Annotated in this window: 24 protein-coding genes; 19 read left to right on the top strand and 5 right to left on the bottom strand. The window is 41.9% G+C overall.

The genetic code is table 11. From position 1 onward, the window contains the following. Window positions 1–51: 51 nt before the first annotated feature. Window positions 52–261: an alpha/beta-type small acid-soluble spore protein gene (locus tag SporoP17a_RS03145; protein WP_083032310.1), complete on the top strand. Its 210-nt coding sequence runs from the start codon at window positions 52–54 to the stop codon at window positions 259–261. A 350-nt stretch (window positions 262–611) separates the two neighbouring features. Then, window positions 612–2,189: an acyl-CoA synthetase MbcS gene (gene mbcS, locus SporoP17a_RS03140; RefSeq protein ID WP_083032308.1), complete on the top strand. Its 1,578-nt coding sequence runs from the start codon at window positions 612–614 to the stop codon at window positions 2,187–2,189. Window positions 2,190–2,264: 75 nt separating this feature from the next. Here the strand turns inward: mbcS and SporoP17a_RS03135 are convergent, their stop codons facing one another. After that, a complete protein-coding gene (locus tag SporoP17a_RS03135; protein WP_083032305.1) occupies window positions 2,265–3,065 on the bottom strand; it encodes an NAD kinase in 801 nt (266 codons plus the stop codon). A 105-nt stretch (window positions 3,066–3,170) separates the two neighbouring features. On the opposite strand from SporoP17a_RS03135, the gene sppA reads away from it, so the two are divergent. The 5 genes from sppA to SporoP17a_RS03110 all read left to right on the top strand — a co-directional run bounded on the left by sppA (window position 3,171) and on the right by SporoP17a_RS03110 (window position 7,611). Beyond that, the gene (gene sppA / locus SporoP17a_RS03130) at window positions 3,171–4,175 is read left to right on the top strand and encodes a signal peptide peptidase SppA (protein WP_083032302.1); all 1,005 of its coding nucleotides are present in this window, start codon (window positions 3,171–3,173) and stop codon (window positions 4,173–4,175) included. Between the two features lie 17 nt (window positions 4,176–4,192). Next, complete coding sequence (locus SporoP17a_RS03125) at window positions 4,193–4,738, top strand: RDD family protein (RefSeq protein ID WP_237262369.1); 546 nt, start codon at window positions 4,193–4,195, stop codon at window positions 4,736–4,738. 28 nt (window positions 4,739–4,766) lie between these two features. Further along, window positions 4,767–5,270 carry a thiol peroxidase gene (tpx, locus tag SporoP17a_RS03120; protein WP_083032296.1) on the top strand — a complete coding sequence of 168 codons (504 nt, stop codon included), beginning with the start codon at window positions 4,767–4,769 and terminating at the stop codon, window positions 5,268–5,270. A 50-nt stretch (window positions 5,271–5,320) separates the two neighbouring features. After that, window positions 5,321–6,235 (top strand): class I SAM-dependent methyltransferase, encoded by a 915-nt coding sequence (locus SporoP17a_RS03115; protein WP_083032293.1) that lies wholly within the window; start codon window positions 5,321–5,323, stop codon window positions 6,233–6,235. A 149-nt stretch (window positions 6,236–6,384) separates the two neighbouring features. After that, a complete protein-coding gene (locus SporoP17a_RS03110) occupies window positions 6,385–7,611 on the top strand; it encodes an acetate kinase (RefSeq protein WP_083032290.1) in 1,227 nt (408 codons plus the stop codon). 223 nt (window positions 7,612–7,834) lie between these two features. On the opposite strand, the gene SporoP17a_RS03105 is transcribed toward SporoP17a_RS03110, so the two are convergent. Next, window positions 7,835–8,290 carry a universal stress protein gene (locus SporoP17a_RS03105; RefSeq protein ID WP_083032287.1) on the bottom strand — a complete coding sequence of 152 codons (456 nt, stop codon included), beginning with the start codon at window positions 8,288–8,290 and terminating at the stop codon, window positions 7,835–7,837. Between the two features lie 243 nt (window positions 8,291–8,533). Between SporoP17a_RS03105 and ald the strand changes: the two genes are divergently transcribed. Then, a complete protein-coding gene (gene ald, locus SporoP17a_RS03100) occupies window positions 8,534–9,655 on the top strand; it encodes an alanine dehydrogenase (RefSeq protein ID WP_083032285.1) in 1,122 nt (373 codons plus the stop codon). Window positions 9,656–9,752: 97 nt separating this feature from the next. On the opposite strand, the gene SporoP17a_RS03095 is transcribed toward ald, so the two are convergent. Beyond that, window positions 9,753–10,850 (bottom strand): M24 family metallopeptidase, encoded by a 1,098-nt coding sequence (locus tag SporoP17a_RS03095; protein WP_083032282.1) that lies wholly within the window; start codon window positions 10,848–10,850, stop codon window positions 9,753–9,755. Between the two features lie 107 nt (window positions 10,851–10,957). Here SporoP17a_RS03095 and SporoP17a_RS03090 point away from each other — a divergent pair, with 107 nt between their 5' ends. Together SporoP17a_RS03090 and SporoP17a_RS03085 are read left to right on the top strand one after the other, a co-directional pair. Continuing rightward, window positions 10,958–11,635: a metal-dependent hydrolase gene (locus tag SporoP17a_RS03090; RefSeq protein ID WP_083032280.1), complete on the top strand. Its 678-nt coding sequence runs from the start codon at window positions 10,958–10,960 to the stop codon at window positions 11,633–11,635. Window positions 11,636–11,761: 126 nt separating this feature from the next. Then, window positions 11,762–13,069, top strand: a complete 1,308-nt coding sequence (locus tag SporoP17a_RS03085; protein ID WP_083035867.1) for a DRTGG domain-containing protein — start codon at window positions 11,762–11,764, stop codon at window positions 13,067–13,069. A gap of 11 nt (window positions 13,070–13,080) precedes the next feature. Here SporoP17a_RS03085 and SporoP17a_RS03080 read toward each other — a convergent pair whose 3' ends face one another. Then, window positions 13,081–13,410 (bottom strand): YtpI family protein, encoded by a 330-nt coding sequence (locus SporoP17a_RS03080; RefSeq protein WP_237262368.1) that lies wholly within the window; start codon window positions 13,408–13,410, stop codon window positions 13,081–13,083. Between the two features lie 115 nt (window positions 13,411–13,525). On the opposite strand from SporoP17a_RS03080, the gene SporoP17a_RS03075 reads away from it, so the two are divergent. The 8 genes from SporoP17a_RS03075 (at window position 13,526) to SporoP17a_RS03040 (ending at window position 23,533) form a co-directional block, all read left to right on the top strand. Beyond that, window positions 13,526–14,467: a DHH family phosphoesterase gene (locus tag SporoP17a_RS03075; protein WP_083032277.1), complete on the top strand. Its 942-nt coding sequence runs from the start codon at window positions 13,526–13,528 to the stop codon at window positions 14,465–14,467. Window positions 14,468–14,486: 19 nt separating this feature from the next. Then, on the top strand, window positions 14,487–17,555 hold the full coding sequence (locus SporoP17a_RS03070; protein WP_083032274.1) for a DNA polymerase III subunit alpha: 3,069 nt from the start codon (window positions 14,487–14,489) through the stop codon (window positions 17,553–17,555). 235 nt (window positions 17,556–17,790) lie between these two features. Beyond that, window positions 17,791–18,453: a FadR/GntR family transcriptional regulator gene (locus SporoP17a_RS03065; RefSeq protein ID WP_083032271.1), complete on the top strand. Its 663-nt coding sequence runs from the start codon at window positions 17,791–17,793 to the stop codon at window positions 18,451–18,453. A gap of 47 nt (window positions 18,454–18,500) precedes the next feature. Next, window positions 18,501–19,322 carry an acetyl-CoA carboxylase, carboxyltransferase subunit beta gene (gene accD, locus SporoP17a_RS03060; RefSeq protein ID WP_237262415.1) on the top strand — a complete coding sequence of 274 codons (822 nt, stop codon included), beginning with the start codon at window positions 18,501–18,503 and terminating at the stop codon, window positions 19,320–19,322. Beyond that, window positions 19,319–20,272 carry an acetyl-CoA carboxylase carboxyl transferase subunit alpha gene (gene accA, locus SporoP17a_RS03055; RefSeq protein ID WP_083032265.1) on the top strand — a complete coding sequence of 318 codons (954 nt, stop codon included), beginning with the start codon at window positions 19,319–19,321 and terminating at the stop codon, window positions 20,270–20,272. Before accD ends, accA begins: the two co-directional genes overlap by 4 nt. Window positions 20,273–20,335: 63 nt before the next feature. Then, a complete protein-coding gene (pfkA, locus tag SporoP17a_RS03050; RefSeq protein WP_083032262.1) occupies window positions 20,336–21,295 on the top strand; it encodes a 6-phosphofructokinase in 960 nt (319 codons plus the stop codon). 38 nt (window positions 21,296–21,333) lie between these two features. Next, window positions 21,334–23,094, top strand: coding sequence for a pyruvate kinase (gene pyk, locus SporoP17a_RS03045; protein ID WP_083032259.1), 1,761 nt, complete (start codon window positions 21,334–21,336; stop codon window positions 23,092–23,094). 55 nt (window positions 23,095–23,149) lie between these two features. Beyond that, window positions 23,150–23,533, top strand: coding sequence for an FxsA family protein (locus SporoP17a_RS03040; protein ID WP_083032256.1), 384 nt, complete (start codon window positions 23,150–23,152; stop codon window positions 23,531–23,533). Here the strand turns inward: SporoP17a_RS03040 and SporoP17a_RS03035 are convergent. Continuing rightward, window positions 23,526–24,629 (bottom strand): AI-2E family transporter, encoded by a 1,104-nt coding sequence (locus tag SporoP17a_RS03035; RefSeq protein WP_156890515.1) that lies wholly within the window; start codon window positions 24,627–24,629, stop codon window positions 23,526–23,528. The two genes, SporoP17a_RS03040 and SporoP17a_RS03035, sit on opposite strands and share 8 nt — an antisense overlap. 45 nt (window positions 24,630–24,674) lie before the next feature. On the opposite strand from SporoP17a_RS03035, the gene citZ reads away from it, so the two are divergent. Next, a complete protein-coding gene (gene citZ / locus SporoP17a_RS03030) occupies window positions 24,675–25,790 on the top strand; it encodes a citrate synthase (RefSeq protein WP_083032250.1) in 1,116 nt (371 codons plus the stop codon). Window positions 25,791–25,853: the final 63 nt, after the last annotated feature.

The raw sequence follows: 25,853 nt of genomic DNA, 5'->3' as shown, positions 1-25,853 counted from the left end.
GCATGATATTTTGAAAAGTGACCATTCTATTGTCACAAGGAGGTGAACGACATGCCAAACAACAACAGCAACAACTCAAACCAATTGTTAGTTCCAGGAGTACAACAGGCTCTTGACCAGATGAAAGAAGAAATTGCTTCTGAATTTGGAGTACAACTTGGACCAGACGCTACATCGCGTGCCAACGGATCCGTCGGCGGAGAAATTACAAAGCGACTAGTACGTCAGGCTCAATCACAAATGAATGGTTATAATCAGTAAATCGTAAGACATGGGATGCCTCAGAAGCCACAGTGCTTTTGGGGCATCTTTTTTGTATGGATTTTTAGTGTAAAGTAAAAGTTCAAGCGCTAAATGAAATTGGATGTAAAAGGTCATAGTGAGTTCGGTGCGATTGAAGCGGAAGCTGGGGCGCTCGCAGGAAAGTGTCCCCTCCAAAATGCAAATTCCTCACCCCAACAGCCAACCTCTCCGCTGACTCCTCCAAGCATACCTAAAAACACGACATACTATACATTTCCGAACAGTATAATGGAAAAAAGTATATAAAATTTTGAAATTTTATCATTCTATTTGTATACTTGTAGTAGTACATAAAAGGAGGAATGGAAATGAACCGAGAAGAACTACTTGCGCCGGCTCGCTACAATATTGTTTCGGAATTCGAAAAGTATGCAACGGGTGATGGCAGAAAAGCATTAATTTACGTAGATGCACAAAATCAAGAACAACAAGTAACGTACGACGAACTGATCCAGGCAGCTAATCGTACAGCGAACGTGCTGACATCGACCGGCTTGAAAAAAGGTGATGTTGTGCTTGTGATGGTACCGCGCATGATCGAAGCGTATGTGACCTACATTGCTGCACTAAAGGCAGGACTTGTTGTCATCCCTAGTTCTGAAATGCTACGTTCCTCCGAAATTGAATATCGAATTGAACACAGTAATGCAAAAGCGATTATCGCATTTGATGCGTTCACCGATCAACTTGAACATGTGGAAAATGTAGACAAAGTCACTGTTTATATTATCGGAGAAGCAAAAGAAGGGGAAATATCCCTGACTGCTCAAGAAAAAAGTGCATCTTCTGAGTTTACCGCTTGCGATACGGCTAGTGATGATATGGCGTTTCTATCGTATACGTCGGGTACCACTGGCAAGCCAAAAGGTGTAGTCCATACACATGGCTGGGGATACGCACACTTGCGGACAACTGCTCCGAACTGGTTAGGTATTGAAGAGCATGATAGGGTGTGGGCTACAGCGGCACCAGGATGGCAGAAGTGGATTTGGACACCGTTCTTATCTGTTCTAGGAAGTGGAGCGGTAGGTTTTGTCTACAGCGGCAAATTCAACGTGGACAAATACTTACAGTTTCTGGACGAATACCAAATCAATGTCCTATGTTGTACACCGACTGAATACCGATTTATCGCAAAAGCGGAGAATTTAGGGGAGTTTTCATTAGCTTCTCTGAAAAGTGCAGTTTCAGCAGGAGAGCCATTAAATCGTGAAGTCATTGATATTTTCGAAAAACAGTTCTCCCTTTCTGTTCGTGATGGATATGGACAAACAGAAAACACGTTGTTGGTCGGTACGATGATCGGGATGGAGGCGCGTCCTGGATCAATGGGGAAACCGACACCTGGTAATATCGTCGATGTTATTACGGATGAAGGTAGCCCGGCAGGCGCAGGTGAAGTGGGAGATATTGCCGTTCATAAATCCACGCCAGCGCTGTTCCGTGAGTATTTAAATGACCCTGAACGCACGAAGATGCAATTTAGAGGGGATTATTATATTACCGGTGACCGTGCCAAGAAAGATGAAGAAGGCTATTTCTGGTTTGAAGGCCGAGGCGATGACATCATCGTGAGTTCGGGTTATACGATTGGACCTTTCGAAGTGGAAGATGCGTTGATCAAGCACCCAGCAGTTCGTGAATGCGCAGTCGTCGCAAGTCCAGATCCTGAACGTGGAAATGTTGTGAAGGCATTTGTCGTCTTACGTGATGAGTCGACGGAATCGACTGAGAAACTCGTACAAGAGTTACAGAATCATGTCAAAGAATTGACGGCACCTTATAAGTATCCTCGTAAGATTGAGTTTTTAGAAGAGTTGCCTAAAACTTCATCAGGTAAAATTATGCGTATTGAATTGCGCAATAAAGAACAAAATCAAAGATGATGTGGTAGTAGGGCGATAAAAAGGACTGTCAAGAGTCGTTTTGTACCGACATTTGACAGTCCTTTTCGCATGAATTCAGAAAAAGGTACGTTGAACTTTTTCGAAGAATGAGTTATCGGAAAGTTTTGCGGTGCGAATGACTTTATTGCTTAGTCGGGCTTCTACTTTTTCTACTTGTTTGATGCCGAGTGCTTCATTATCCGCTGCGATAGATGGGAATTCATTGCCTTCTGGTTGGATATTGAGCGTCAAGGTTCGTCCATTACTTAGGATGAATGATGTGCCGAGTGTGCGGTATCGATTATTATTAACTGACGCGAGCTCTGTTACTTGGAAAGAAGGTAGTCGCGGATCAATGACAGCACCTTTAACGGATTTATTATACGCTGTACTACCTGTTGGCGTGGAGATGATCATACCGTCGCCAAGAAACGTTTCGAACAATAAATCATCGATGTAAATATTCATGACGAATGTGCGGATGATGGTTGAACGTATGCTGAATTCATTTAGACATAAGAATGGATTTTGCTGATTGATCTTCACTTCGAGCAGTGGATAATGACGCTCTTCAATTGTAGTTTGTCGTAACGTTTCTGTCAGGCGACTAATATCATCGTATTGGAAATCGCAATATACACCGTGTGCCCCTTTTATAGAGGCTCCGAGATACAGAACATCCTGACGGAAACCCGTTTTACGAACAGCTTGAAGGAATGTCCCATCACTGCCGATACTAATGACCACATTAGCTTCGGTATGATCTTCTGTTAGTTTGAAGCCTTCTTTTTTAAGACGTTGTGCAATAAAATGTTTTTTGTGGGCAGTGTCTTCGTCTAAACGGCTGAAGAGAAAAATAGTATGTAGAGAATTCATTTGAATCGTCTCCTTTTTCAGTTAATAGAATAAGTGTAGCATGAATGAAACATTTGGACGATTAGGAACGTACAGGTAGATGTAAACAAAGGAGGAATTTAACATATGAATGCAAAAAGATGGATTGCTGTAGCAGTAACTGCCACATTGATTATTGTGTCGGTTGGTATTAATGCGATGTCATGGGTTTTCACAAGAGATTGGAACAGTTTCGTCAACGAAATCAATTTGATGGAAACACAAGTACAAGAAACAGTAGTAGAAGAAGGAAGTGTCAATGAGCGAATTGCAGTACTGACGGTGGATGGCGTCATACAAGATGTCGGGGAAGCGACTATTTTTAGTGGTGCCGAATACAACCACAGACAATTCATGACGCAGTTGAATGAGTTGTCGAATGACGACACGGTAAAGGGCATTGTCCTTTCTGTTAATTCACCAGGTGGCGGTGTATTGGAATCATCAGATATTTATGATGCGATCACAGAAATTCAGAAATCAAAAGAAATTCCGGTCTACGTCGCGATGGGCGGTATGGCGGCTTCTGGTGGGTATTATATTTCAGCTCCCGCAGATAAAATTTATGTTCATCCAGAAACATTGACCGGTTCAATCGGTGTGATCATGCAATCGGTTAACTACGGAAAATTGGCTGAGAAATACGGTGTGGAATTCCCGACGATCAAGTCAGGTCCATATAAAGACATGATGAGCCCGACTCGAGATATGAAGCCGGAAGAACGTAAGATGTTACAGGAAATGATTGATGATTCGTATAAACGTTTCGTTGATATTATTGTAGAAGGACGCGGTATGTCAGAAGCAGCTGTCCGTAAAGTAGCGGATGGACGTGTCATGAATGGCCGTCAAGCGATTGAAGCAGGGCTTGCGGACGATTATGGTAAGTTACCAACGGTTATTTCTGCCATGAAAGAAGATTATCATTTGGAGAAAGCAGAAGTATTCGAATATGGAGAGCCTACTAATTTAAAAGCTATTCTTTCCATGAAAGCCCATGATGTATTCAATGGAGATGTAGAATCGCAAATTATAAAAAAATTACTAACGGAAAATACAGCACCACGCATGATGTATTTATACGGTGAATAATAAGGAGGGAAACGATCATGACGAATGAACTGCTAGATACGCAACCAACCGTGCGACTTGAACAGGCGCTCGTGCCAAAATATGCAGGTTTCTGGATCAGACTCTGGGCATTTTTAATCGACATGCTGATTCTTTCGGCTATTAGCGGCATCTTTGTCAAGCCGGTGTTCCGCGTACTTGATATCGCGATCACCAAGCCCTCTGCCTTTTTATTCAGCCCGTATAAAGTAACGGCACTAGTTTTGTTGTTGTTGTATTTTATTGTAATGACAAAAATAGCGGGGCAAACCGTAGGGAAAATGATTATGGGAATTCGAGTGACGAAAACAAATGGTGAAAAATTAAGTTGGGGCTCTGTGATTTTTAGAGAAGGGTTCGGTCGCTTCATTTCACAAATGTTATGGATTCCGTACCTGCTGGTCTTGTTCTTACCACAGAAGAAAACACTTCATGACGTCTTTGCTGACACGGTTGTGGTACATGAACGAACATTCGAGAGAAAAGAAGTGCAGAAAGTTATTCATCCCGAACACCATCAGTTGCATGAAGACCCTACGGTTTAGTACACTAGTTTAAAAGGAGTGGTTAGGTATGGTACAAGTTACATTCAAAGATCAACCGATTCATCTGTTAGGTGCAGAAGTGAAAGTTGGAGATCAGGCACCAAGCTTCACTGTGCTTGCGAATGATTTGAATCCTGTGACACTGGATGATTCAAAAGGTAAGGTGCGTTTGATCAGTGTTGTGCCTTCTGTTGATACAGGTGTATGTTCCATTCAGACGAAGCGTTTCAACGACGAAGCAACATCGCTTGGAGATGACGTAGAAGTCATGACGATTTCTTGCGATCTGCCATTTGCACAAGGGCGTTGGAAAGAGGAAGAGAATGTGGAAAACTTACATTTGTACTCTGATCATCGTGATCTTTCATTTGGTAAAGCATTCGGTACAGCGATTGAGGAATTACGATTATTGACTCGTTCGATCTTTGTGGTCGATCGCGATGATCAAGTCGCGTATGTTGAGTATGTGAGTGAAGCGACTGACCATCCCGACTATGATGCAGCCATTAAAGCAGTGAAAGAACTGAATTAATTTAAAAACCCACCTGAAAAAGAGGTGGGTTTCTTCTTGGAGGAATTTACATGAACACTATAGAAAAAGTTTTTACGTATTACGACAATCATGCGTCGGCTACTGAAGGGTTGTATTTGGACGCTGTGCTCGAGGCGAGTGAAAAATGGCTAGATCAACCGTCGGCAGTAGACTTGCAAGATCCTGATAAAGAAGAAATTCGTAAAGGAATTCAGCTAGCCTTACTAAAAGGATTAAAGCAGTCCACGCAAGCTCATCACCAAATGACTCCTGATACGATTGGCTTTTTGATAGGATATTTAGTCAATAAATTATTGGATTCAACACAACCAGTAACGTTATTAGACCCGGCAGCAGGAACGGGAAATCTTTTGTTTACAGTATTGAATCAATATAAAGGTTCTGCTTCGGCGAGTGCAGTTGAAATCGATGATGTATTGATTCAAATCGCTGCTGCGACAGCCAATTTATTAGAATTACCGGTATCATTTTATCTACAAGACGCGCTACGGCCGTTACCTATTGATGTAGTGGATGCGGTAGTGAGTGATTTACCTGTAGGCTATTATCCAGACGATGAAGTCGCTATGGATTACGAATTGATGGCGCCTGAAGGCCATGCCTTCTCTCATTATTTATATATTGAGCAATCCATGCGCTATGTAAAGCCAGGTGGCTACGGATTATTCATCGTGCCTTCTAGATTGTTGACTGCTGAAGGTGCAGAACCTATCTTACACTTTGTAAAAGAACATAAATTATTGAGAGGCTTGCTTGAGTTGCCTTCTTCATTATTTGCAGATCAACGTTTTGCAAAAAGTATTTTATTATTACAACAACCACCAAACGACAATTTTGTTCTGCCAGACGTGTTATTAGCGAAAATACCTGAACTCGGCAATGCAGCCGCTATGCAAAAGTTTTTTGATAAACTAAGTGCGTGGGTGGAAGAAGGGGAGAAGTGACGAATAGTCATTTCTCTTCTTTTTTATTTCATGTACATATTCGTCGAAAGGCAGCACATATCGCAGGAATTCAATTGCTTTTAAAATAGTTAGATACTATAATAAATTCAAACGTTCTACGACGTAATTATTTTAAGGGGTGGGTTTTTGTGCCGAAGATTTTGTCAATAAATGCGGGTAGTTCTTCTTTGAAGTTCCAACTGATTGAAATGACCAACGAAGAAGAAATTACCAAGGGGTTATTCGAACGCATTGGTTTAGAAAATTCCGTTTTCACTATGACAACTGCTGAAAAGAAAATCGAGAAAGTGATAGATATAACAGATCATTTAATGGCTGTTGATATGCTGTTAGAACATCTACTTAGTGAAGGGGTCGTTTCGTCTTACGATGAGATTGATGGACTCGGTCACCGCGTAGTTCATGGGGGAGAGCTATACAGTGACTCAGTATTAATTACGGATGAAGTAATTGAAAAACTAGAAGAGATTTCAGGCTTCGCGCCACTGCATAATCCAGCGAATATTGTAGGAATTAAAGCGTTTCAGAAAGCGCTGCCAAATACACCTGCAGTTGCCATATTTGATACAGCATTCCATCAGACCATGCCTGAAAAAGCATTTTTGTATGCGTTGCCATATGAGTACTATGAAAAATACGGAATTCGCAAATACGGTTTCCATGGGACGAGCCATAAATACGTAACGGAACGCGCTGCCAAGATCTTGAACAGACCTCTTGAGGATACTCGTTTAATCTCATGCCACTTAGGTAATGGTGCGAGTATTGCAGCTGTTAAAGGCGGTAAGTCAGTAGACACGTCCATGGGCTTCACTCCATTAGCAGGCGTGATCATGGGGACACGTTCAGGAAATATTGATCCAGCCCTCATTCCATATATGATGGAGCGTACGGGCGAGTCAGCTGAAGAAGTAGTCAACGTATTGAATAAAAAATCAGGACTACTTGGAATCAGTGGATTTTCAAGTGACTTGCGCGATATTACGGAAGCTGCAGAACAATGCAACCACCGTGCGCAATTGGCTCTAGATGTCTTTACGGATCGTATCCACCAGCATATCGGGCAATACGCCGCCGGGATGGGCGGAGTGGATGCCATCATCTTCACAGCAGGAATTGGCGAGAACAGTGCAATCGTTCGTCAAAAAGTAATGAACGGTTTAGAATTCATGGGAGTCTACTTCGATCCAAGCCTAAATAATATTCGCGGTGAAGAAGCATACATCAGCTTCCCGCATTCACCAGTCAAAGTATTGATTATCCCAACAAATGAAGAAATCATGCTAGCTCGCGACACTGTGCGCATCGCTGGAATTCCAGTTCCAGAAGAAGCAGAAACAGTAGCGGCTGAATAAATAAAACAAAGTCCCGACCGTCAAAAAACTGACAGTCGGGACTTTTTGCGAGATCGTCAAAGCAGTAGAACGCATCACTACCGCTTCCTGTTGCATTCGTTTGAAAGCTTTACACGTTACTGTCATATGAGACGTAAGCGGTGCCTACACCCTGGCTTTATACGCAAAAAAACTGCTACAAGAAATCGAATAAACGACTTCTTGGACAGTCTGTAATTACTTATTAGCCTTGTAGATGTTCCGGTGTACGTACAACCAGTACATCACACTTCGCAGAACGAACGATATTCTCGGAAACACTTCCGATTAAAAAACGTTCTACACGGTTTAGACCTGTAGCACCACAAATAATTAAATCTGCTTGAAGTTTCTTCGCGATGTCACGTGGAATCAACGTCTTAGGAGAGCCATATTCTACGTGAATCTCAACATTTGCTACGCCTGCTGCAACCGCCTCATTGCGGTAGTCAGTTAACAATTCTTCAGCGTATTTCTGTGCGCGCTCTGCAATTGAACGATCGTACGCTTCAACAGCTGCGTAAGAACGCGTATCAATAATATTAATCAAGTGAAGAGTTGCATCGTTACGATCGGCAATTGCGATTGCTTTTTTGAATGCCCATTTTGCCTCATCTGAACCATCTACGGCTACGATAATATCTTTGTAAGTAAGTGCCATGTTATCACTCCATCCCTAAATTTAAATACTCTCTACACTATTCTTATTCTATACAAATTATGAGAGTCCTTCTTTTTTTGTCGAAAGATTTTATTTAAATCTAGAAACTGAAGATTGTATGGAAAAACGTTGAAAAAAAAGAGGTAAAGCTATCTATTTTCTGATAAGATTAAATAGTCATGAATCGACAGTGAGATGATGAAAAAGGAATTTAAAGAAATTACCATTCTAGGAGGATTTTGCATGCGTATAGGTGTTCCAAAAGAGATTAAAAATAATGAAAACCGAGTGGCAATAGCCCCTGCAAGTGTTCTAACTCTACTAACAGCTGGTCATGAAGTATTAATTGAAAAAGGTGCTGGAATCGGTTCGAGCTTTCAAGATGAAGAATATAAAGCAGCAGGTGCGATCATCGTGGACTCGGCCGCTGAAGTATGGGAAGCGGATATGGTCTTGAAAGTTAAAGAACCTGCAGAATCAGAATATCAGTATTTCCGTGAAGGATTAATCTTATTTGCGTATCTTCACTTAGCACCAGAATTGAAATTAACACAAGCATTACTCGACAAAAAAGTAACAGCAATTGCGTATGAAACGGTTCAATTACCTAGTGGTGGATTACCTCTGCTAGCACCAATGAGTGAAGTGGCAGGCCGTATGGCAACGCAAATCGGTGCACAGTACTTAGAAAAGACGAAAGGCGGCAAAGGGATTTTGCTCGCTGGGGTACCAGGTGTGTCACGTGGGAAAATCACAATTATTGGTGGCGGACAAGCCGGTACAAATGCTGCGCGTGTGGCAATCGGAATCGGCGCACATGTAACGATTTTAGATCTATCAGTAGAGCGTGTACGTCAGCTTGACGAGATCTTCGGAGAGCATATTCAAACATTGGTATCCAATCCATTTAATATTGCTAAAGCAGTGAAAGATGCGGACTTGGTGATCGGTTGCGTTCTAATTCCAGGTGCAAAAGCGCCAACTCTCGTAACAGAAGAAATGGTGAAGTCTATGAGCCCTGGCTCTGTAGTCATTGACATCGCAATTGACCAAGGCGGAATTTTCGAAACGTCTGACCGCGTCACTACACACGATGATCCAACTTACACCAAACATGGTGTCATTCACTACGCAGTAGCGAACATGCCGGGTGCAGTTCCACAAACATCCACAATGGCACTGACAAACGTGACGATTCCATACGCTCTTCAAATCGCGAACAAAGGCGTGAAAAAAGCATGTACAGACAACGAAGTACTACGCAAAGGTATCAACACACTAGCTGGACATATTACGTACAAAGCAGTAGCAGAAGCACAGGAACTAACTCATGTTGACGTGGAACAGGTACTAGAGACGATTTAATCCAAATACAAAAAGACCACTACATAAAATAGCGGCCCTAGACTGAAGACAAACTCCTGAAATGGAGTCTGTCTTCAGTTTTTTCCTATATTACTTTTTAATCTCCAATAACCTTCAACTCTTTAGGGAACTTCGTCAATACCTCGACGCCATCTTTCGTTACATACAAATCATCTTCAATACGCACTCCTGTTACAGTCGGATCATAAATACCTGGCTCGATTGTGAACACCATGCCTTCTTGAAGCGGCATATCATTTGTTCCTGTCAAAGAAGGGAACTCATGAACGGAAATACCAAGACCGTGCCCAATACGATGCGGGAATAACTCGCCATATCCTGCTTCTTCAATAATCGACCGTGCGGTATGATCTACCTCCAGAGCTAATGTGCCAGGGCGTACTACGTCGATTGCTGCTTGCTGTGCCTTTTTGACGGTCTCATAAATTTTACGCTTTTCTTCTGTCGGCTCACCAAACGCAATCGTTCGCGTGATGTCTGAGCAATATCCTTTATACACGACGCCCAGATCAAATAAGATGAAATCCCCTTTTTCGATTTTTTTCTCCCCTGGTATACCATGAGGTGAGGCGGTCTTTGTACCCGAAACGATAATAGTATCAAACGACATTTTCTCTGCGCCTTTTCGTTTCACAGCTTGTTCTACAGCTTGGACTATTTCCAACTCCGTTTTACCTTCAGCGATTTCATTGCAACCTACTTCGATTGCATAATCAGCCAATTCAGCTGCTTTGCGTAAGTGCTGGAGTTCTGTCTCATTTTTGATCAGACGATTTTTAGCTAGTTCATTATCCAGCTTGGCGAATTGTAAGGCAGGGAAACGCTCTTGCAAAATTTCGAATCGATCCACAGTTACATGTTCTTTTTCGATTGCGAGTAATGAGAATGTAGAGATCCGTTCCGTGATGGCTTGATCTAAAAACTCGAATGCATTATCTGTATCTTTATATCCAATTACGTCAAATTTCCAACCGATTGCTTTCACATCTGGCACTTCCATAGCAGGACAAATCACAAATGGATCCGCTTCTTTGAAAATAACTACACCTAATAGCCGCTCATGGGGATCGCTACGAAAATTAGTCAGATAAAACACATTATCCGGATTTGTTATGAGTGCTGCATCTACGTCATGTTTCTCTAAGAAATCTTGTACTTTTTGAATGTTCGTCAAAATATTACCTCCTCTATTTTAAATAGTATAACAAATAAGAGGGTTTTACGCTTTTATGTAGAAGGTATAAGAGAGAGTAAGTAATTAAAATGAGGAGTGTGATCGTTGTGAAGATTTCATACCATGGTCATTCGATCGTGAAAATTGAGACGAATGGAAAGACGATTTTAATCGATCCTTTCATTACAGGTAATAAATTAACGGATCTAAAAGCGGAAGAGGAAAAGCCAGACGTGATATTGCTGACACATGGACATAATGACCATGTAGGCGATACAATGGAAATTGCGAAAAGAGAAGATATTCTAGTCGTAGCCCCTAATGAATTGGCTGTATACCTTGGATTCCAAGGCTTGAATACACATGGAATGAACATTGGCGGAGCCAAAGAATTTGATTTCGGTACCGTAAAATATACACAAGCATTCCATAGTTCTTCTTATACAACGGAAGATAATGAAATCATTTACACCGGTATGCCCGCGGGTTTACTATTGACTATCGAAGATCAAGTAATTTATCACGCAGGAGATACTTCGCTATTTAGTGATATGAAACTATATGGGGAAGAAGGTATTGATGTAGCGTTCTTGCCGATTGGCGATAATTTCACGATGGGTCCTAAAGATGCCGCAAAAGCAGTCGAATTGTTGAAACCAAAGCTCACCGTTCCTATCCACTTCAATACATTCCCACCAATCGAATTGGATCCTGAAGACTTCAGGTCACTTGTGAAAAATCATGAAGTGAAAATAATGGAACCAGGGGAATCGATTGACTTGTAAACGATAAATCAAATAATCACGGTCTAGGGCGTATTGTTCACGTCTTAGACCGTTTTTTTGTTGGTTTTATGGTATGATTATCAAAAAGCTGAAACCTTAAATCAGGTCGAAGAAAAAGGTGAAATCATGTCAACTAAACACGAGCAGATTTTGCGCTATATCGAAAGCTTGGCCGTAGGAGAAAAGATCTCTGTCCGCCAAGTTGCGAAAGCATTAGAAGTCAGTGACGGAACTGCTTACCGCGCAATAAAAGAAGCGGAAAATCAAAAATTGGTGAATACTATTGAACGTGTAGGTACAATTCGAATCGAAAAAAAGAAAAAAGAAAATATTGAGCGATTGACATTCGCAGAAGTCATTAACATTGTAGACGGTGTCGTGCTAGGTGGTCGTGATGGCTTACATAAAACATTAACGAAATTTGTAGTCGGGGCCATGCAACTGGAGGATATGATCCGGTATATCGATGCGGGCAGTCTGTTAATCGTAGGAAATCGTTTAAAAGCACATGAAATTGCGATTAAAGCGGGGGCTGCTGTCCTCGTGACGGGTGGCTTCGATGCAACCGATGAAGTGAAGCGGCTGGCAGACGAGATGAACTTGCCTGTTATTTCAACGAGTTATGATACGTTCACAGTGGCAACTATGTTGAACCGAGCGATTTATGATCAGTTGATTGAAAAAGAGATTCTATTAGTAGAGGATATTTTGACGCCATTGGCAAGAGCAGTGACATTATCTCCTGAAGACTCCGTCGATCAATTTTACGAAGTGAATCACCAAACATCTCACTCAGCCTATCCTGTGGTGAAATCTGACGGCACGTTAGTAGGGATTATCACATCCCGCGATGTTGTCAGCAATCCAGACGTACACACTGTCGGGAAAGTCATGACGCCTGGACCGATCACGGTAAACGGAAAAATGAGTGTGGCATCAGCAGGGCACAGCATGATTTGGGAAGGTATTGATTTAATGCCTGTCGTGAATGAAGCTGGAATTCTTGAAGGGATCATCAGTCGCCAAGATGTCCTAAAAGCATTGCAAATGACGCAACGTCAACCGCAACAAGGAGAAACCATTGATGACATCGTCAAGAACCAAATGAAAGCTATTACAAATTCACCTGAAAAAATCGAATTCTCCGTTGTCCCACAAATGACCAATCAATTCGGTTCATTGTCTTACGGAGCCATGCTAACGATTCTGACAGAAGCAGGAAGTCGTATGATCAAGCTTCAAAAACGAGGCGAAAGTATGCCAGAGAACGTGACGATTTATTTCATCAAACAAGTGCAGCTTGGCGCGTCAGTCACAGTAGAATCAAAGATCATTCACATGAGTCGCCGATCCATCAAGCTGGAAATCCAATTGACATCAAACGACGATATGGTAGCGAAAGCCATGGGAACATTCCAACTTTTTGAGAAATAAAAAAACTGATGTCAATTGACATCAGCTTTGTTTAGTTCACGTTCCTCAGCGACAAACTGCTTATAATGTTTCTGCGCGTTAAAGTTAAATATGGCAACGTATCCGCCAAATAAAATAAATATAGCTGACACGATATATGTTAACGCGCCATCAAAGATGAGCAGTTGATTGATTCCGAAGAAAATCAATAGAGCGCCAAGTGCTGTGCCTGCCAAACTTGCATACATCTTTTTACGAATGGGAAACATATGGCTTGTGCGAAATTGTCGTGTTTTGAAAACAAAATAGAATACGCCGGAAGCGACGATACCAAAAACCAAAAGAAAGTTAACCATTTCCATCAAAAAAGCCTCCATTATATACAAAATAACCTGCTATGTGATGAGGTTCACTATATATTGTAGCGGCTTTTAATGGGAAATGCGAATACTTGTACAGAAACCTGGGGGAATATACATGAAACGACAAATCATTGACACAATTGAAAAATACGACAAAATTATTATCCAACGTCACGTCCGACCGGATCCAGATGCATATGGATCACAAATGGGGTTGAAAGCACTGATTGAAAAAAACTATCCACAAAAGCATGTACTGGCAGCCGGGATGCACGATGAACTGCTAAGTTATTTAGGGGAACCGAATACAGTGACCGAATCAGATTATGAAGATGCGCTTGTCATCGTGACCGATACAGCAAATACAGCTCGCATTGATGGTTCGTTTTACGATAAAGGAGCTTTTTTATTGAAAATCGATCATCATCCTAACGAAGATCCATACGGGGATGCGCGATGGGTGAATACAGACGCGAGTTCTTGCTCCGAAATGATCTATACGATATATGAAGAAGGTCACGCGTCATACGGTTGGGAAATAACTCCGGAAGCTGCACGCTTTTTATTCGCAGGAATTGTAGGAGATACAGGTCGTTTCATGTTTCCAAGCACAACTGAAAAGACATTTGAAGTAGCCAGCTCATTGATCAAGCAACCATTCGATCGGACGAAATTGTTCGCGGGAATGTATGAAATGGATCGAAAAATTCTACATTTGCAAGGATATATTTACCAAAACTTTACGATCGATGAAAATGGTGCAGCGTATATTAAATTAACTCAAGATATTTTGGAGAAATTCGATGTCTCAGTATCCGAGACGTCCCAACTAGTTGGGTCACTTGGAGAGGTGAAAGGAATTTGTGCGTGGAGTATCTTTATAGAAGAGCACAATCAAATCCGTGTACGCCTACGTTCGAAAGGTCCTGTGATCAATACATTAGCGATGCAGCACAATGGTGGCGGTCATCCATTAGCCTCGGGCGCTTCCGCATATTCATGGACAGAAGTAGATGAAATCATCGTCAAACTGCAAGAACTTTGCAGAAACTATTAAGCAGAGCTGAGGGATTGAAATGAACCTGATGTATCCGCAAATCGTAACGGGCGCAGACTTATTGCGTGGAATTGTAAAGTTAGACGAATTGGCTCCTCTTTTGCAAAAAAGAGGGGCTTCTTCTGCTGCCATCGTCAATAGTAAACTATATGGAGTTCGATCATTCAGTAAAATGTTACGTAAGTACGGCATCCAGCCAGTCATAGGTTTGTCCGTTATAGTAGAAGTCGACGATCAGGAAGTGCTTCTATACATATATGCACAAAACGAAATAGGCTTCTCCAATCTAATGAAAATGAGCAGTGCTATTTCGACACGTGAAGAAGAGAACTTACCGCTCAATTGGCTTCATGCCTATCAGGAAGGGTGTATCATCATCTGTGCGATGACCGACTCCTCGTGGGCGAACGCACGTAATGTACATGTGCTGCAGTTACTGACGGAAAAAGTGTCTAGCGCTCCCACATTTATTGGAATTAGCCGGCCAGGCGGGGGAGCGCATCCTGACGAAGAAGCGATCATTCAGTTGAGTGAAGAATGTCAATTGTCTATAGCGGCTTGTCAAGAAACACGCTTTCTTCATAAGGAAGATTTCCAAGCTTATGAAGTCGCAACAGCCATACGCAAAGGCTATAAACTGAATGATTCAAACAAACCGCCTAATCGGTATCGACAAGCTTTTTTGCCTGAACGAGAAGAGCTTGCAAATTGGTTCACTGAGTACCCTGAATGGTTACAGACAACGGAAAACATTATGAATTCCTGCGACGTAACTATCCAGAAAGAAGACTTTCTACTTCCAAAGTTTCCTATAGCAGACGGCAGAATGCCTATTGATTTGTTGGAGGAAAATTGCCGGACTGGATTGCAACAACGTTTTCAGGAATTGCCAGAAGAATATGAAGAACGTCTGCGATATGAATTATCAATTATTGAACAGATGGGCTTTACAGATTATTTCTTAATAGTGGAGGATTATGTACGGTATGCAAAAACGGAAGGGATTCTAGTTGGCCCGGGACGGGGGTCTTCAGCAGGCTCTTTAGTCGCATTTGCACTTGGTATCACAGAAGTAGATCCGATTCAATATGGATTGTTATTTGAACGTTTTCTAAATCCGGAACGAGTGACCATGCCGGATATAGATATTGATTTCGCGGATCACCGCCGAACAGAAGTTGTCAATTATGTGGCAAACACATACGGCAAACAATATGTCGCACAGATCATCACATTCGGTACACTTTCAACAAAAGCGGTCGCTCGAAACGTGGCTAGAGTCTTGGATTTCACACCTGAAGAAGTTCGATTTATGTCCAATGAATTGAATAGTAGACAGTCGTTTAAGGAAAACGTCAGGCAGTCCCAGAGATTACGTGACTGGATTCAAGTAGAGCCGCGAAGAGAAGTGTGGCAACAAGCCGCGGAACGTTTAGAAGATTTACCGAGAAATGCGTCTACTCACGCTGCGGGTGTTGTGCTGGCAGCCAAACCACTTGTCCATTATGTCCCATTGCAAATCGGATCGGATGAAGTGTTCTTGACGCAATGGGCGATGAAAGATGTAGAAGAAGTCGGTTTATTGAAAATGGACTTCCTAGGCTTGCGAAACTTAACATTACTCGATAGAATCCATGCCATGATTCACTATAGTAAAAAGCAAGTGATCGACTTCGAACAGATACCGATGAATGATCAAGAGACTTATAAACTATTTAAAGCAGGAGATACCACAGGGATCTTCCAGTTCGAATCACCGGGCATGCGTCGTGCATTACGCACGATACAGCCAGATAACTTTACAGATATTTACTCGGTCAACGCCTTGTATCGTCCGGGCCCAATGGAATTTATCCCACTTTACAGCCGACGGAAAAACGGACAAGAGCCGACTGTTTATGACATACCGGAGCTCGAACCTATCCTAGCTGAAACGTATGGCATTATTATTTATCAAGAACAGATTATGAAAATCGCAGTGAATATTGCAGGCTTTACCATGGCGGAAGCCGATCTTCTAAGACGAGCCATTAGTAAGAAGAATCAGCAAGTGCTAGAAGAAGAAAGACAGCATTTTATTGCCGGAGCGCGTCAAAAAGGGTTTGATCAAGTAAAGGCAAACAACGTCTATAATTTGATCGTTAAATTCGCGGATTACGGATTCCCAAAAAGCCATGCGGTGGCCTATTCACTGATTTCCTATCGCCTGGCATTCTTTAAAGCCAATGAACCGACGTATTTCTACGCAGCCTTTTTATCTTCTTTAATCGGAAGTAAAGATAAGATGATGGAAGTAATTCGTGAAATGAAGGCAAAAGGTATTCCGATACTTCCTCCCTCCGTCACGAAAAGCCGCTATTCACATACAGTGGAAGGACATGCGGTTCGTCTTGGTTTAGGCGCTATAAAAGGCGTTACTTTCGCCTTCTACCAGCAATTAGCTACTGCGCGTGAAAAGGGAAGTTGGACTTCTATGTTTGATATGGCCCTCTCCCTTGGAGCCGATCATTTTACAGAAAAAGCGATCATTCCGCTCATTAAAGCAGGTGCGCTTGACGATTTTAACCAGAGGCGCTCAGTGCTCCTCGCTTCAATAGATGCGGCTCATTCTCATGCACTTTTCATAGGGGATGATGCGTTAAGTGAGCAGTTTCAATTTAATTCACAACCTAAATATACACCGGGTGGCACGATGGATCAGATGACTATGCTTGGTTTTGAACATGACACATTAGGATTTTATTTATCTGAGCATCCCGTTGAACAATTAAAGCGAAATGCATCCAGTCAAATACCATCTATTTCATCGCTATTTGCTTTGCGTCCAGGCACCAAAGTGCATTGTATGGGAATCATCCTGTCCATTAGACGGATTCGTACAAAAAAAGGTGAGGCTATGGTGTTTCTTACGTTACAGGATGAGACAGAAGAAATTTCCTGTACCGTATTTCCGAAACAATATGCACGAATCAGCGTCCATTTAAAAGAGCAAGCGTTTGTTCAAATTTCAGGAAGCATTGATTTTCGAAATCAATCCATTCAATTGATAGTAGACCAATTATTGCCGCTTAGTCTCTCAGGAGAATGAAAATGGTATAGAAATCATGAAGGCAATTCTCATTAGTCCATCGTGACGCAATCTACGTCACAATGGACTAAACTTCGACTTTTTGGCAAGCGAGCGTTCAGTCGGTAAGAAAAATGACGAAATAAAAACACTTGTAATTTCACGATATTGCTTTACGTAGTGCCGACTTTTTTGTATGCTTGTATGCAGGGTGGTCAGACCACTCTGTTGAAGGTATGAAAAAGGAGTTCTCCTCATGCAAAATTCACAATCATCATCCAAGCGTTTTTTGGATATTATCGGAGAACTGCAATCACTAATTAGCGAACAGAAAATTGAATATGGCGATAGGTTACCATCTGAACGTCACCTAGCAGAAAAGCTACAAGTTAGTAGAACTGCAGTACGCGAGGCGTTGCGAAGCATGGAATTGCTAGGTCTCATTGAAACGAGGCGAGGCGAAGGAACGTTCCTATCCGATTTCAAAAAACATCAGTTAGTGGAAGTTCTCTCGACGTTTATTATGCAGCAAGCACGATCCATCCAAGATGTAGTTGAAACTAGGATGATCCATGAGCGAGCAGCTATTACAACGATCACAGAAAATGAAGAACTGCGCATGCTACCTGTTTGGATAGGCATGCAAAGTAAATTGAGAGACAGAGAGTCTGTGTTTTGGCGTGAAGATATGGTGCGCGAAACCATTGTCGCTACTGAAAACCGACTCTCTTTGAAAATTTGGTTTTTACTAAAACAGTATAGTGGTGTTTCTTTTGATGTAGCCATTGAGGCTGATGAGGAAATAGCTATAGTGCATGAACTGCTGGATGACATGATGGCCGGTAATACGGAAAAAGCCTTAATTTGTTATGAAAAATGGATGAATCAAGTTGAGGGAGAAAGAAGGGAAACGGAATGAGTATCAAAGAATTATTTAAAAAGAAACCAAAAATTGACCGACATACAATGCCTTCTGCCAAAAGTAAATCAGATGTGCCAGAAGGAATTATGACGAAGTGTCCAGAGTGTAAGCACGTGATTTTGACAAAGGACCTATTGAAAAATGGTAAAGTGTGTCCATCTTGTCAGCATCACTATAAAATGACAGCACAAGAACGAATTGATCATTTATTTGACGACAATAGCTTTGAGTCAATGGATGATCATTTGAAAACAGAGAACCCGCTTAATTTCCCTTCTTACACAGAAAAAGTAGAAGCGGATGCGAAAGCAACGGGCTTGAATGAAGCCGTTCTGACAGGCGTCGGAACGATTCAAGGTACGCAAGTGGCTGTTGCGGTCATGGATGCACATTTCCGTATGGGATCTATGGGCTCAGTTGTAGGCGAAAAAATCACGAGAGCTGTAGAAAAAGCGACTGAATTAGGGATTCCCGTGATGATCTTTTCTGCGAGTGGTGGTGCCCGTATGCAAGAAGGCGTCATTAGTTTGATGCAAATGGCTAAAGTAAGTGTAGCTCTTGAAAGACATGCCAATAAAGGCTTATTGTATATTTCCATCATGACCTACCCAACAACAGGTGGTGTATCGGCTAGTTTCGCTTCAGTTGGTGATATTAACTTAGCAGAACCTAAAGCGCTGATCGGATTTGCTGGACGTCGTGTAATTGAGCAAACGGTACGTGAAAAACTGCCTGAAGATTTCCAGACAGCGGAATTTTTATTGAATCATGGGCAATTAGACGCGGTAGTCCATCGCAATGATATGCCAGACGTGATGAATAAAATCTTGAAGCTTCACGCACGAAAGGGGGCCGTACTTGTATGAGTAAAACACTAGCATTTGAAGAACCTATCGTAAAGTTGCGTGAAAAAATTAATGAGCTTGAAGAATATACAGCAATCAATGACGTAGATCTTTCATCTGAAATTGTCAATTTGAAAAGTCGTTTAGCTAAGTTAGAAACAGAGATCTATGAGAGTATGGAGCCATGGGATCGTGTGCAAGTTGCACGACATCCTGAAAGACCGACAACAATGGATTACATTACTCGATTGTTCGAAGACTTTATCGAATTTCATGGAGATCGCAACTTCGGAGACGACGAAGCGATCATCGGTGGAATTGCTTCATTTGAAGAAACGCCGATTACCATCATTGGACATCAGCGTGGCAAAGACACGAAAGAAAATGTCAAAAGAAACTTTGGTATGCCACATCCTGAAGGATACCGCAAAGCGCTTCGTCTAATGAAGCAAGCGGAAAAATTCAATCGCCCGATTATTTGTTTCATCGATACAAAAGGTGCGTATCCTGGTAAAGCCGCAGAGCAACGTGGCCAAAGCGAAGCGATTGCTCGTAACCTAGTGGAAATGGCCGGGTTGAAAGTTCCTGTCATCTCTATCGTGATTGGGGAGGGAGGTAGTGGAGGTGCGTTGGCGCTAGGCGTAGCCAACCATATCCATATGCTCGAAAACTCTACCTACTCTGTTATTTCTCCTGAAGGAGCAGCGTCTATTTTGTGGAAGGATCCTTCACTTGCTAAACAAGCAGCGGAAGCAATGAAGATCACTGCACCCGATTTGAAAGAAATGAATATTGTGGATGAGATCATTCCTGAAGTACTAGGCGGAGCACATCGTGATGCAAACCAACAGTCTGTAGAGATGCGTAATACGTTACGAAGATCATTGAAAACATTATGCGAATTATCAGCAGAAGAATTAATTGATAATCGATATACTAAATTCCGGAGTATAGGTGTCTTTTCGGAATAAAAGATGCGGGCAACTGCGTCTTTTGCTCGTACATACAAGTAATGAGTAAAGGGTGGGATCGACATGAAAAAAATTGCGGTCTTAACGAGTGGTGGCGACGCGCCAGGAATGAATGCGGCTATTCGTTCGGTAGTGAGAAAAGCACTATTTGAAGGATTGGAAGTTTCGGGTGTATTCAATGGGTACCAAGGGTTGATTGACGGCAAAATCGAGCAATTTCAGCTTGGTTCGGTTGGAGATATCATTCAACGTGGCGGTACCATATTGCGCTCTGCGAGATGTCCGGAGTTCATGACAGAAGAAGGTCGCGCCAAAGCGATGGAGCAAATCAAACTCCATGCTATTGAAGGAATAGTCGTCATTGGTGGAGATGGGTCATTTAAGGGAGCCAATGAACTAGTAAAATTGGGCGTTCCTTGCGCTTGTGTTCCCGCGACAATTGATAATGATATTACGGGAACGGAATTTACAATCGGCTTTGATACGGCATTGAATACGGTAGTCGATGCAATCGATAAAATACGGGATACTGCAACATCTCATGAACGTTCTTTTATTATTGAAGTAATGGGGCGGGACGCAGGTGATCTAGCGCTATGGGCAGGTCTTGGCGGTGGTGCTGAATCGATTATACTGCCGGAGAAACCATTTGATGTAAACGCTGTGGTTGATCGCCTTAAGAGCAGTACGAGTCGTGGTAAAAAACACAGTATTATCGTACTGGCTGAAGGTATGATGTCCGCTACGCAACTGGCAGATATATTGAAAAAAGAAGCGGGTGTCGAAACTCGTGTATCCATATTAGGGCATATGCAGCGAGGTGGTTCGCCATCTGCACGTGACCGGGTAATTGCCAGTCAATACGGTGCAAGAGCTGTGGAAACACTCTTGTCTGGAAAGAAAAGTTCTGCTGTTGGTATGAGAAATCATAAAGTGGTAGACTATAACTTAGAAGAAGTCTTTATAAAACGAGAAAAGTTGGACTTGTCATTAGTGGATTTGGCAGAAACATTATCTATCTAATTAGTCAGAGTCGACATGACGCAGAGGAGCGATAAGTAGTGAGAAAGACAAAAATTGTGTGTACAATCGGCCCAGCAAGTGAGTCGTATGAAGGGCTTTTAGAGCTGATTGACGCAGGGATGAACGTAGCACGTCTAAATTTCTCCCACGGCACTCAAGAAGAGCATAAAGTACGGATAGAAAGAATTCGAAAAGCGGCAGCTGAAAAAGAAAAAGTGGTAGGGATCTTACTTGATACAAAAGGTCCTGAAATTCGGACACATAAGATGAAAGATGGTCAAATTGAATTAGTACGAGGACAAGCAGTAGACATCTCGATGAAAGAAGTGCTCGGTACTGCTGAAATGTTTTCTGTTACGTACGAGAAGTTAATTCATGATGTCGACCGTGGTTCGTTTGTTCTTTTAGATGACGGATTGATCGAACTTGAAGTAACAGGAAAAGATACGGACAAAGACTTAATTCATACAAAAGTGATCAACGCAGGTCCTTTAAAAGATAATAAAGGGGTCAACGTTCCGAACGTTTCTGTTCAATTGCCTGGAATTACGGATAAAGACAAAGAAGATATCTTGTTCGGTATTGAGCAGGGCGTAGATTTTATCGCGGCTTCTTTCGTGCGTCGCGCAACTGATGTCATTCAAATCCGTGAACTACTAGAAAATAATAATGGTGGACATATCCATATTGTACCGAAAATTGAAAATCAGGAAGGTGTCGACAATCTCGACGAAATCCTTCAGTTATCTGACGGTCTAATGGTGGCTCGTGGAGATCTAGGAGTAGAAATTCCAGCTGAAGAAGTTCCATTAGTTCAAAAAATGATGATTCATAAATGTAACCAATATGGTAAGCCAGTTATCACAGCAACTCAAATGTTGGATTCTATGCAAAGAAACCCACGCCCTACACGTGCAGAGGCAAGTGATGTGGCCAATGCGATTTTGGACGGTTCAGATGCTGTCATGCTTTCAGGTGAAACAGCTGCTGGAATGTATCCAGTCGAATCCGTAAAAGTGATGTGTAAAATTGCGTTATCTACTGAAGAATCCATGGACTTCCATTCCGTCGTTTCCACAAGAACGAGAGAAAAAGAAGGGAACCTCACGGAAGCAATTGGACAAGCGGCGTCTTATACAGCACTAAACTTGAATGTAAAAGCAATTTTAGCACCTACTGAAAGCGGTCATACAGCTACTATGATTGCGAAGTATCGTCCTGGTGTTCCGATTATTGCGGTTACACGTTCAGAAGTCGTCTCCAATAAGCTCACACTTGCTTGGGGTGTGTATCCAATCATCGGGAAGAAAGCGTTGGATATTGATGGTATTCTTCAAGAGGCCGTCGAAGAAAGTGTCAAGCATCAATATGTAACGCATGGCGATGTAGTGATCATCACAGCAGGTGTACCGGTTGGACAAGCGGGTACAACGAACTTGATGAAATTACATGTGATCGGTGATTTAATCGGTCGCGGCCAAGGTATCGGTAAAAACGTTGCCTTCGGTCAAGCAAAGATCATCAAGAACTCACAGGAAGCCTTGTCACAAGTCAAAGAAGGCGACATTATTGTGACGCATTCTACAGACCGGGATATGTTTCCAGCGCTTGAGCGATGTGCAGGTATCATTACCGAAATTGGTGGATTGACTAGTCACGCAGCAGTGGTTGGATTGAGTCTTGGCGTACCTGTAATAGTAGGTGCGGAAAACATTACATCCGTTATTAAGAATGGTAGTGACATTACAATGGATGCAGCAAGCGGCGTAATCTATAATGGTCACGCAAAAGTATTGTAAAAATATATAGACCGCTTCTCATAAAGAGATAGCGGTCTTTTTTGGAGGTTACTATATGAAATGGTTAGCGGCATTATTCATCATTGTACCGACTGCTGAACTGGTAGTACTCATGGTTTCCGGCAAAACACTTGGGATTATGCCTACGATAGTAATAATTATTGCAACAGGAATTGGTGGCGCTTATCTTGCGAAGAAACAAGGGCTTCGGGCATGGCGTGACTTACAGTACCGTATGGCCAATAGAGAAACTCCTGGCAAAGCGTTAGTCGATAGCGTGTGTATTTTACTAGGTGGTTTATTATTACTCATGCCTGGTTTTATTACGGATATTATAGGATTATTATTGTTGTTTAGCGGTCCGCGTAAAATATTGTATCCATTTATCGTCAAGTGGATTTACAATAAAATACGTTCTGGTCAAATCCGAGTTATGTAAATGTAGGATGTTCCTTTACTTTTAACGCAATAAATAAGAAGAATGGTAAAAACATGATGCCGTATAATCCGAATAAATACACAGCGCAAGCGGTAATGATAAATGAGTGTACGGTCCGCAATTTAAAAGCATGAGCCCATAAAAGTGATTCGATTATCTGTCTGCACACTAATAAAATAATGTATAGAACTAATAAGCCGATAGCCGATTGCATGTCATCAATATAGAACGAAAAGGCAATCATCGGTAAAAATGCCAGACCGATTCCTAAGAATGGAATACTATCGACTAATGAAATCAAAAATGCTTTCGTTAAAAAAGACTCAAAATCAAGCAACCAGAAACCGGCCGCCATTAAAATAAATGTTATGAAAAATAGTCGAATCTGAACGGAAAAGAAATGTCCCATCAAACGGCTTGACCTATCAAAAATCCTGCCCGCTACCTGTCTGAAGTTTTTAGGAAAGTAAACTAAAAACCAAAACCGATTGGTAGCACTTTCTCGTAAAGCGAAAAAATAAGCAATAATAAATAAAAATGTACTAAAAATCTGTTGGAAAGTCTTTTGTAGTAAACTGATGATCCCTTCCATCGCCTCATGACTCATTTGAATAAATTGTTCTGCTGCCGCATGCAAATTCCAACCTTTACTATCCATCATTTCGATAATGATCCCTAATTGATCTTCCATAGTCCAAATGACAGAAATCAATCCATTGATTGATAGGAATATGAAGGTGTATACTAAAGAGGCAAGCACCCCCATTATGACTAAAGCAGCTAAAAAGGCCGGCAGTTTTGTAAGAGCAATTACAGAATTCATGAGCGGAGCAGTGAAGAAGGCGAAAACAATCGCGAATCCAATAGGTGGGATCACGATGAGGAAAATCACGATCAGTAGAGCCGGCAACCATTGACGGGCATAGGTTTGGAAGCGCTTGGATTCGATGGATATCATGCGGATTTGTCCATTCCTTTCTGGTAATAATAAATAAAAAACATCTTTACCATTCACAAAACCGTTTAAGTTGCTTATAATGGACTTTGTAAGCGTTTTAGATAAAAATATAAACAGCAGATGGTCATCGTTCTGCACTCCGCTTCAGGGAGATGACTAAACTGGGAAGAAGGAGCGAATATCATGACAGCAACAAAAGGTTTGGAAGGTATCGTGGCAGCACAAACTCAAATTAGTTCCATTATCGATGACACTCTTACATATGTAGGGTATGGCATCGATGATTTAGCAGAAAATGCTAGTTTCGAAGAAGTAGTGTATCTACTTTGGCACAAACGTTTGCCAAACGAAAAGGAACTAGCTGAATTGAAACAGCAATTAGAAGATAATGCAGAAATTCCACAAGGGGTTCTAGATCACTTCAAAACGTACCCAATCGACAAAGTGCACCCAATGGCAGCACTTCGTACAGCTATCTCGCTTCTAGGATTATACGATGAAAAAGCGGAAGATATGTCACCAGAAGAAAACTACAATAAAGCAGTTAAGCTTCAAGCTAAAGTGGCTACTGTAGTGACTGCATTCGCACGGATCAGAAAAGGACAAGAGCCAGTAGCACCTAAAAAAGGTTTAAGCTATGCGGCAAACTTCCTTTACATGCTTTCTGGGGAAGAGCCTGCTGATATCGCTGAAGAAGCATTCAATAAAGCACTTGTACTACATGCAGACCATGAATTGAACGCATCTACGTTCACAGCGCGCGTATGTGTGGCGACTCTATCTGATATGTATTCTGGTGTCACTGCTGCAATTGGTGCTCTTAAAGGCCCATTACACGGCGGTGCAAACGAAGCAGTTATGAATATGCTTATGGAAATCGGTGATGAAGATCAAGTCGAGCCATATATTCGTGAAAAACTAGCTAACAAAGAAAAAGTCATGGGCTTCGGTCACCGCGTATACCGTCAAGGTGATCCACGTGCGAAGCACTTACGTGAAATGTCTAAGCGATTGACTACTCTTCGCGGTGAAGAAAAGTGGTACAATATGTCCGAAAAAATCGAAGAAATTGTCACTGGAGAAAAGAAATTGCCTCCAAATGTTGATTTCTACTCCGCTTCGGTATATCATTCATTAGACATCGATCATGATATTTTCACACCTATTTTTGCAGTTTCTCGTTTTTCAGGATGGATTGCACATATTCTGGAGCAATACGAAAACAACCGCTTGATCCGCCCACGTGCAGAGTACGTAGGACCAGGCATGCAAAAGTATGTTCCAATCAATGAACGATAAAAAATAGTAAATTCGTGGGGCGGTATCTCGTATACCGGCCCACTGATTTTGAAATCAGGAGGA

The sequence above is a fragment of the Sporosarcina ureae genome (genome assembly GCF_002082015.1).
In the GTDB taxonomy this organism is placed as follows: domain Bacteria; phylum Bacillota; class Bacilli; order Bacillales_A; family Planococcaceae; genus Sporosarcina; species Sporosarcina ureae_A.
The sequence above is the reverse complement of the archived record's forward strand: the minus strand, read 5'-3'. Positions and strand labels throughout refer to the sequence as shown.

Coding starts and splice junctions, on each gene's coding strand:
- SporoP17a_RS03075 (WP_083032277.1), top strand. CDS start 13,526: ATGAAACGACAAATCATTGACACAATTGAAAAATACGACAAAATTATT.
- SporoP17a_RS03125 (WP_237262369.1), top strand. CDS start 4,193: ATGACGAATGAACTGCTAGATACGCAACCAACCGTGCGACTTGAACAG.
- ald (WP_083032285.1), top strand. CDS start 8,534: ATGCGTATAGGTGTTCCAAAAGAGATTAAAAATAATGAAAACCGAGTG.
- SporoP17a_RS03080 (WP_237262368.1), bottom strand. CDS start 13,410: ATGGAAATGGTTAACTTTCTTTTGGTTTTTGGTATCGTCGCTTCCGGC.
- accD (WP_237262415.1), top strand. CDS start 18,501: ATGCCTTCTGCCAAAAGTAAATCAGATGTGCCAGAAGGAATTATGACG.
- citZ (WP_083032250.1), top strand. CDS start 24,675: ATGACAGCAACAAAAGGTTTGGAAGGTATCGTGGCAGCACAAACTCAA.
- SporoP17a_RS03135 (WP_083032305.1), bottom strand. CDS start 3,065: ATGAATTCTCTACATACTATTTTTCTCTTCAGCCGTTTAGACGAAGAC.
- SporoP17a_RS03115 (WP_083032293.1), top strand. CDS start 5,321: ATGAACACTATAGAAAAAGTTTTTACGTATTACGACAATCATGCGTCG.
- SporoP17a_RS03070 (WP_083032274.1), top strand. CDS start 14,487: ATGAACCTGATGTATCCGCAAATCGTAACGGGCGCAGACTTATTGCGT.
- SporoP17a_RS03145 (WP_083032310.1), top strand. CDS start 52: ATGCCAAACAACAACAGCAACAACTCAAACCAATTGTTAGTTCCAGGA.
- pfkA (WP_083032262.1), top strand. CDS start 20,336: ATGAAAAAAATTGCGGTCTTAACGAGTGGTGGCGACGCGCCAGGAATG.
- SporoP17a_RS03105 (WP_083032287.1), bottom strand. CDS start 8,290: ATGGCACTTACTTACAAAGATATTATCGTAGCCGTAGATGGTTCAGAT.
- SporoP17a_RS03040 (WP_083032256.1), top strand. CDS start 23,150: ATGAAATGGTTAGCGGCATTATTCATCATTGTACCGACTGCTGAACTG.
- SporoP17a_RS03085 (WP_083035867.1), top strand. CDS start 11,762: ATGTCAACTAAACACGAGCAGATTTTGCGCTATATCGAAAGCTTGGCC.
- sppA (WP_083032302.1), top strand. CDS start 3,171: ATGAATGCAAAAAGATGGATTGCTGTAGCAGTAACTGCCACATTGATT.
- tpx (WP_083032296.1), top strand. CDS start 4,767: ATGGTACAAGTTACATTCAAAGATCAACCGATTCATCTGTTAGGTGCA.
- mbcS (WP_083032308.1), top strand. CDS start 612: ATGAACCGAGAAGAACTACTTGCGCCGGCTCGCTACAATATTGTTTCG.
- SporoP17a_RS03065 (WP_083032271.1), top strand. CDS start 17,791: ATGCAAAATTCACAATCATCATCCAAGCGTTTTTTGGATATTATCGGA.
- accA (WP_083032265.1), top strand. CDS start 19,319: ATGAGTAAAACACTAGCATTTGAAGAACCTATCGTAAAGTTGCGTGAA.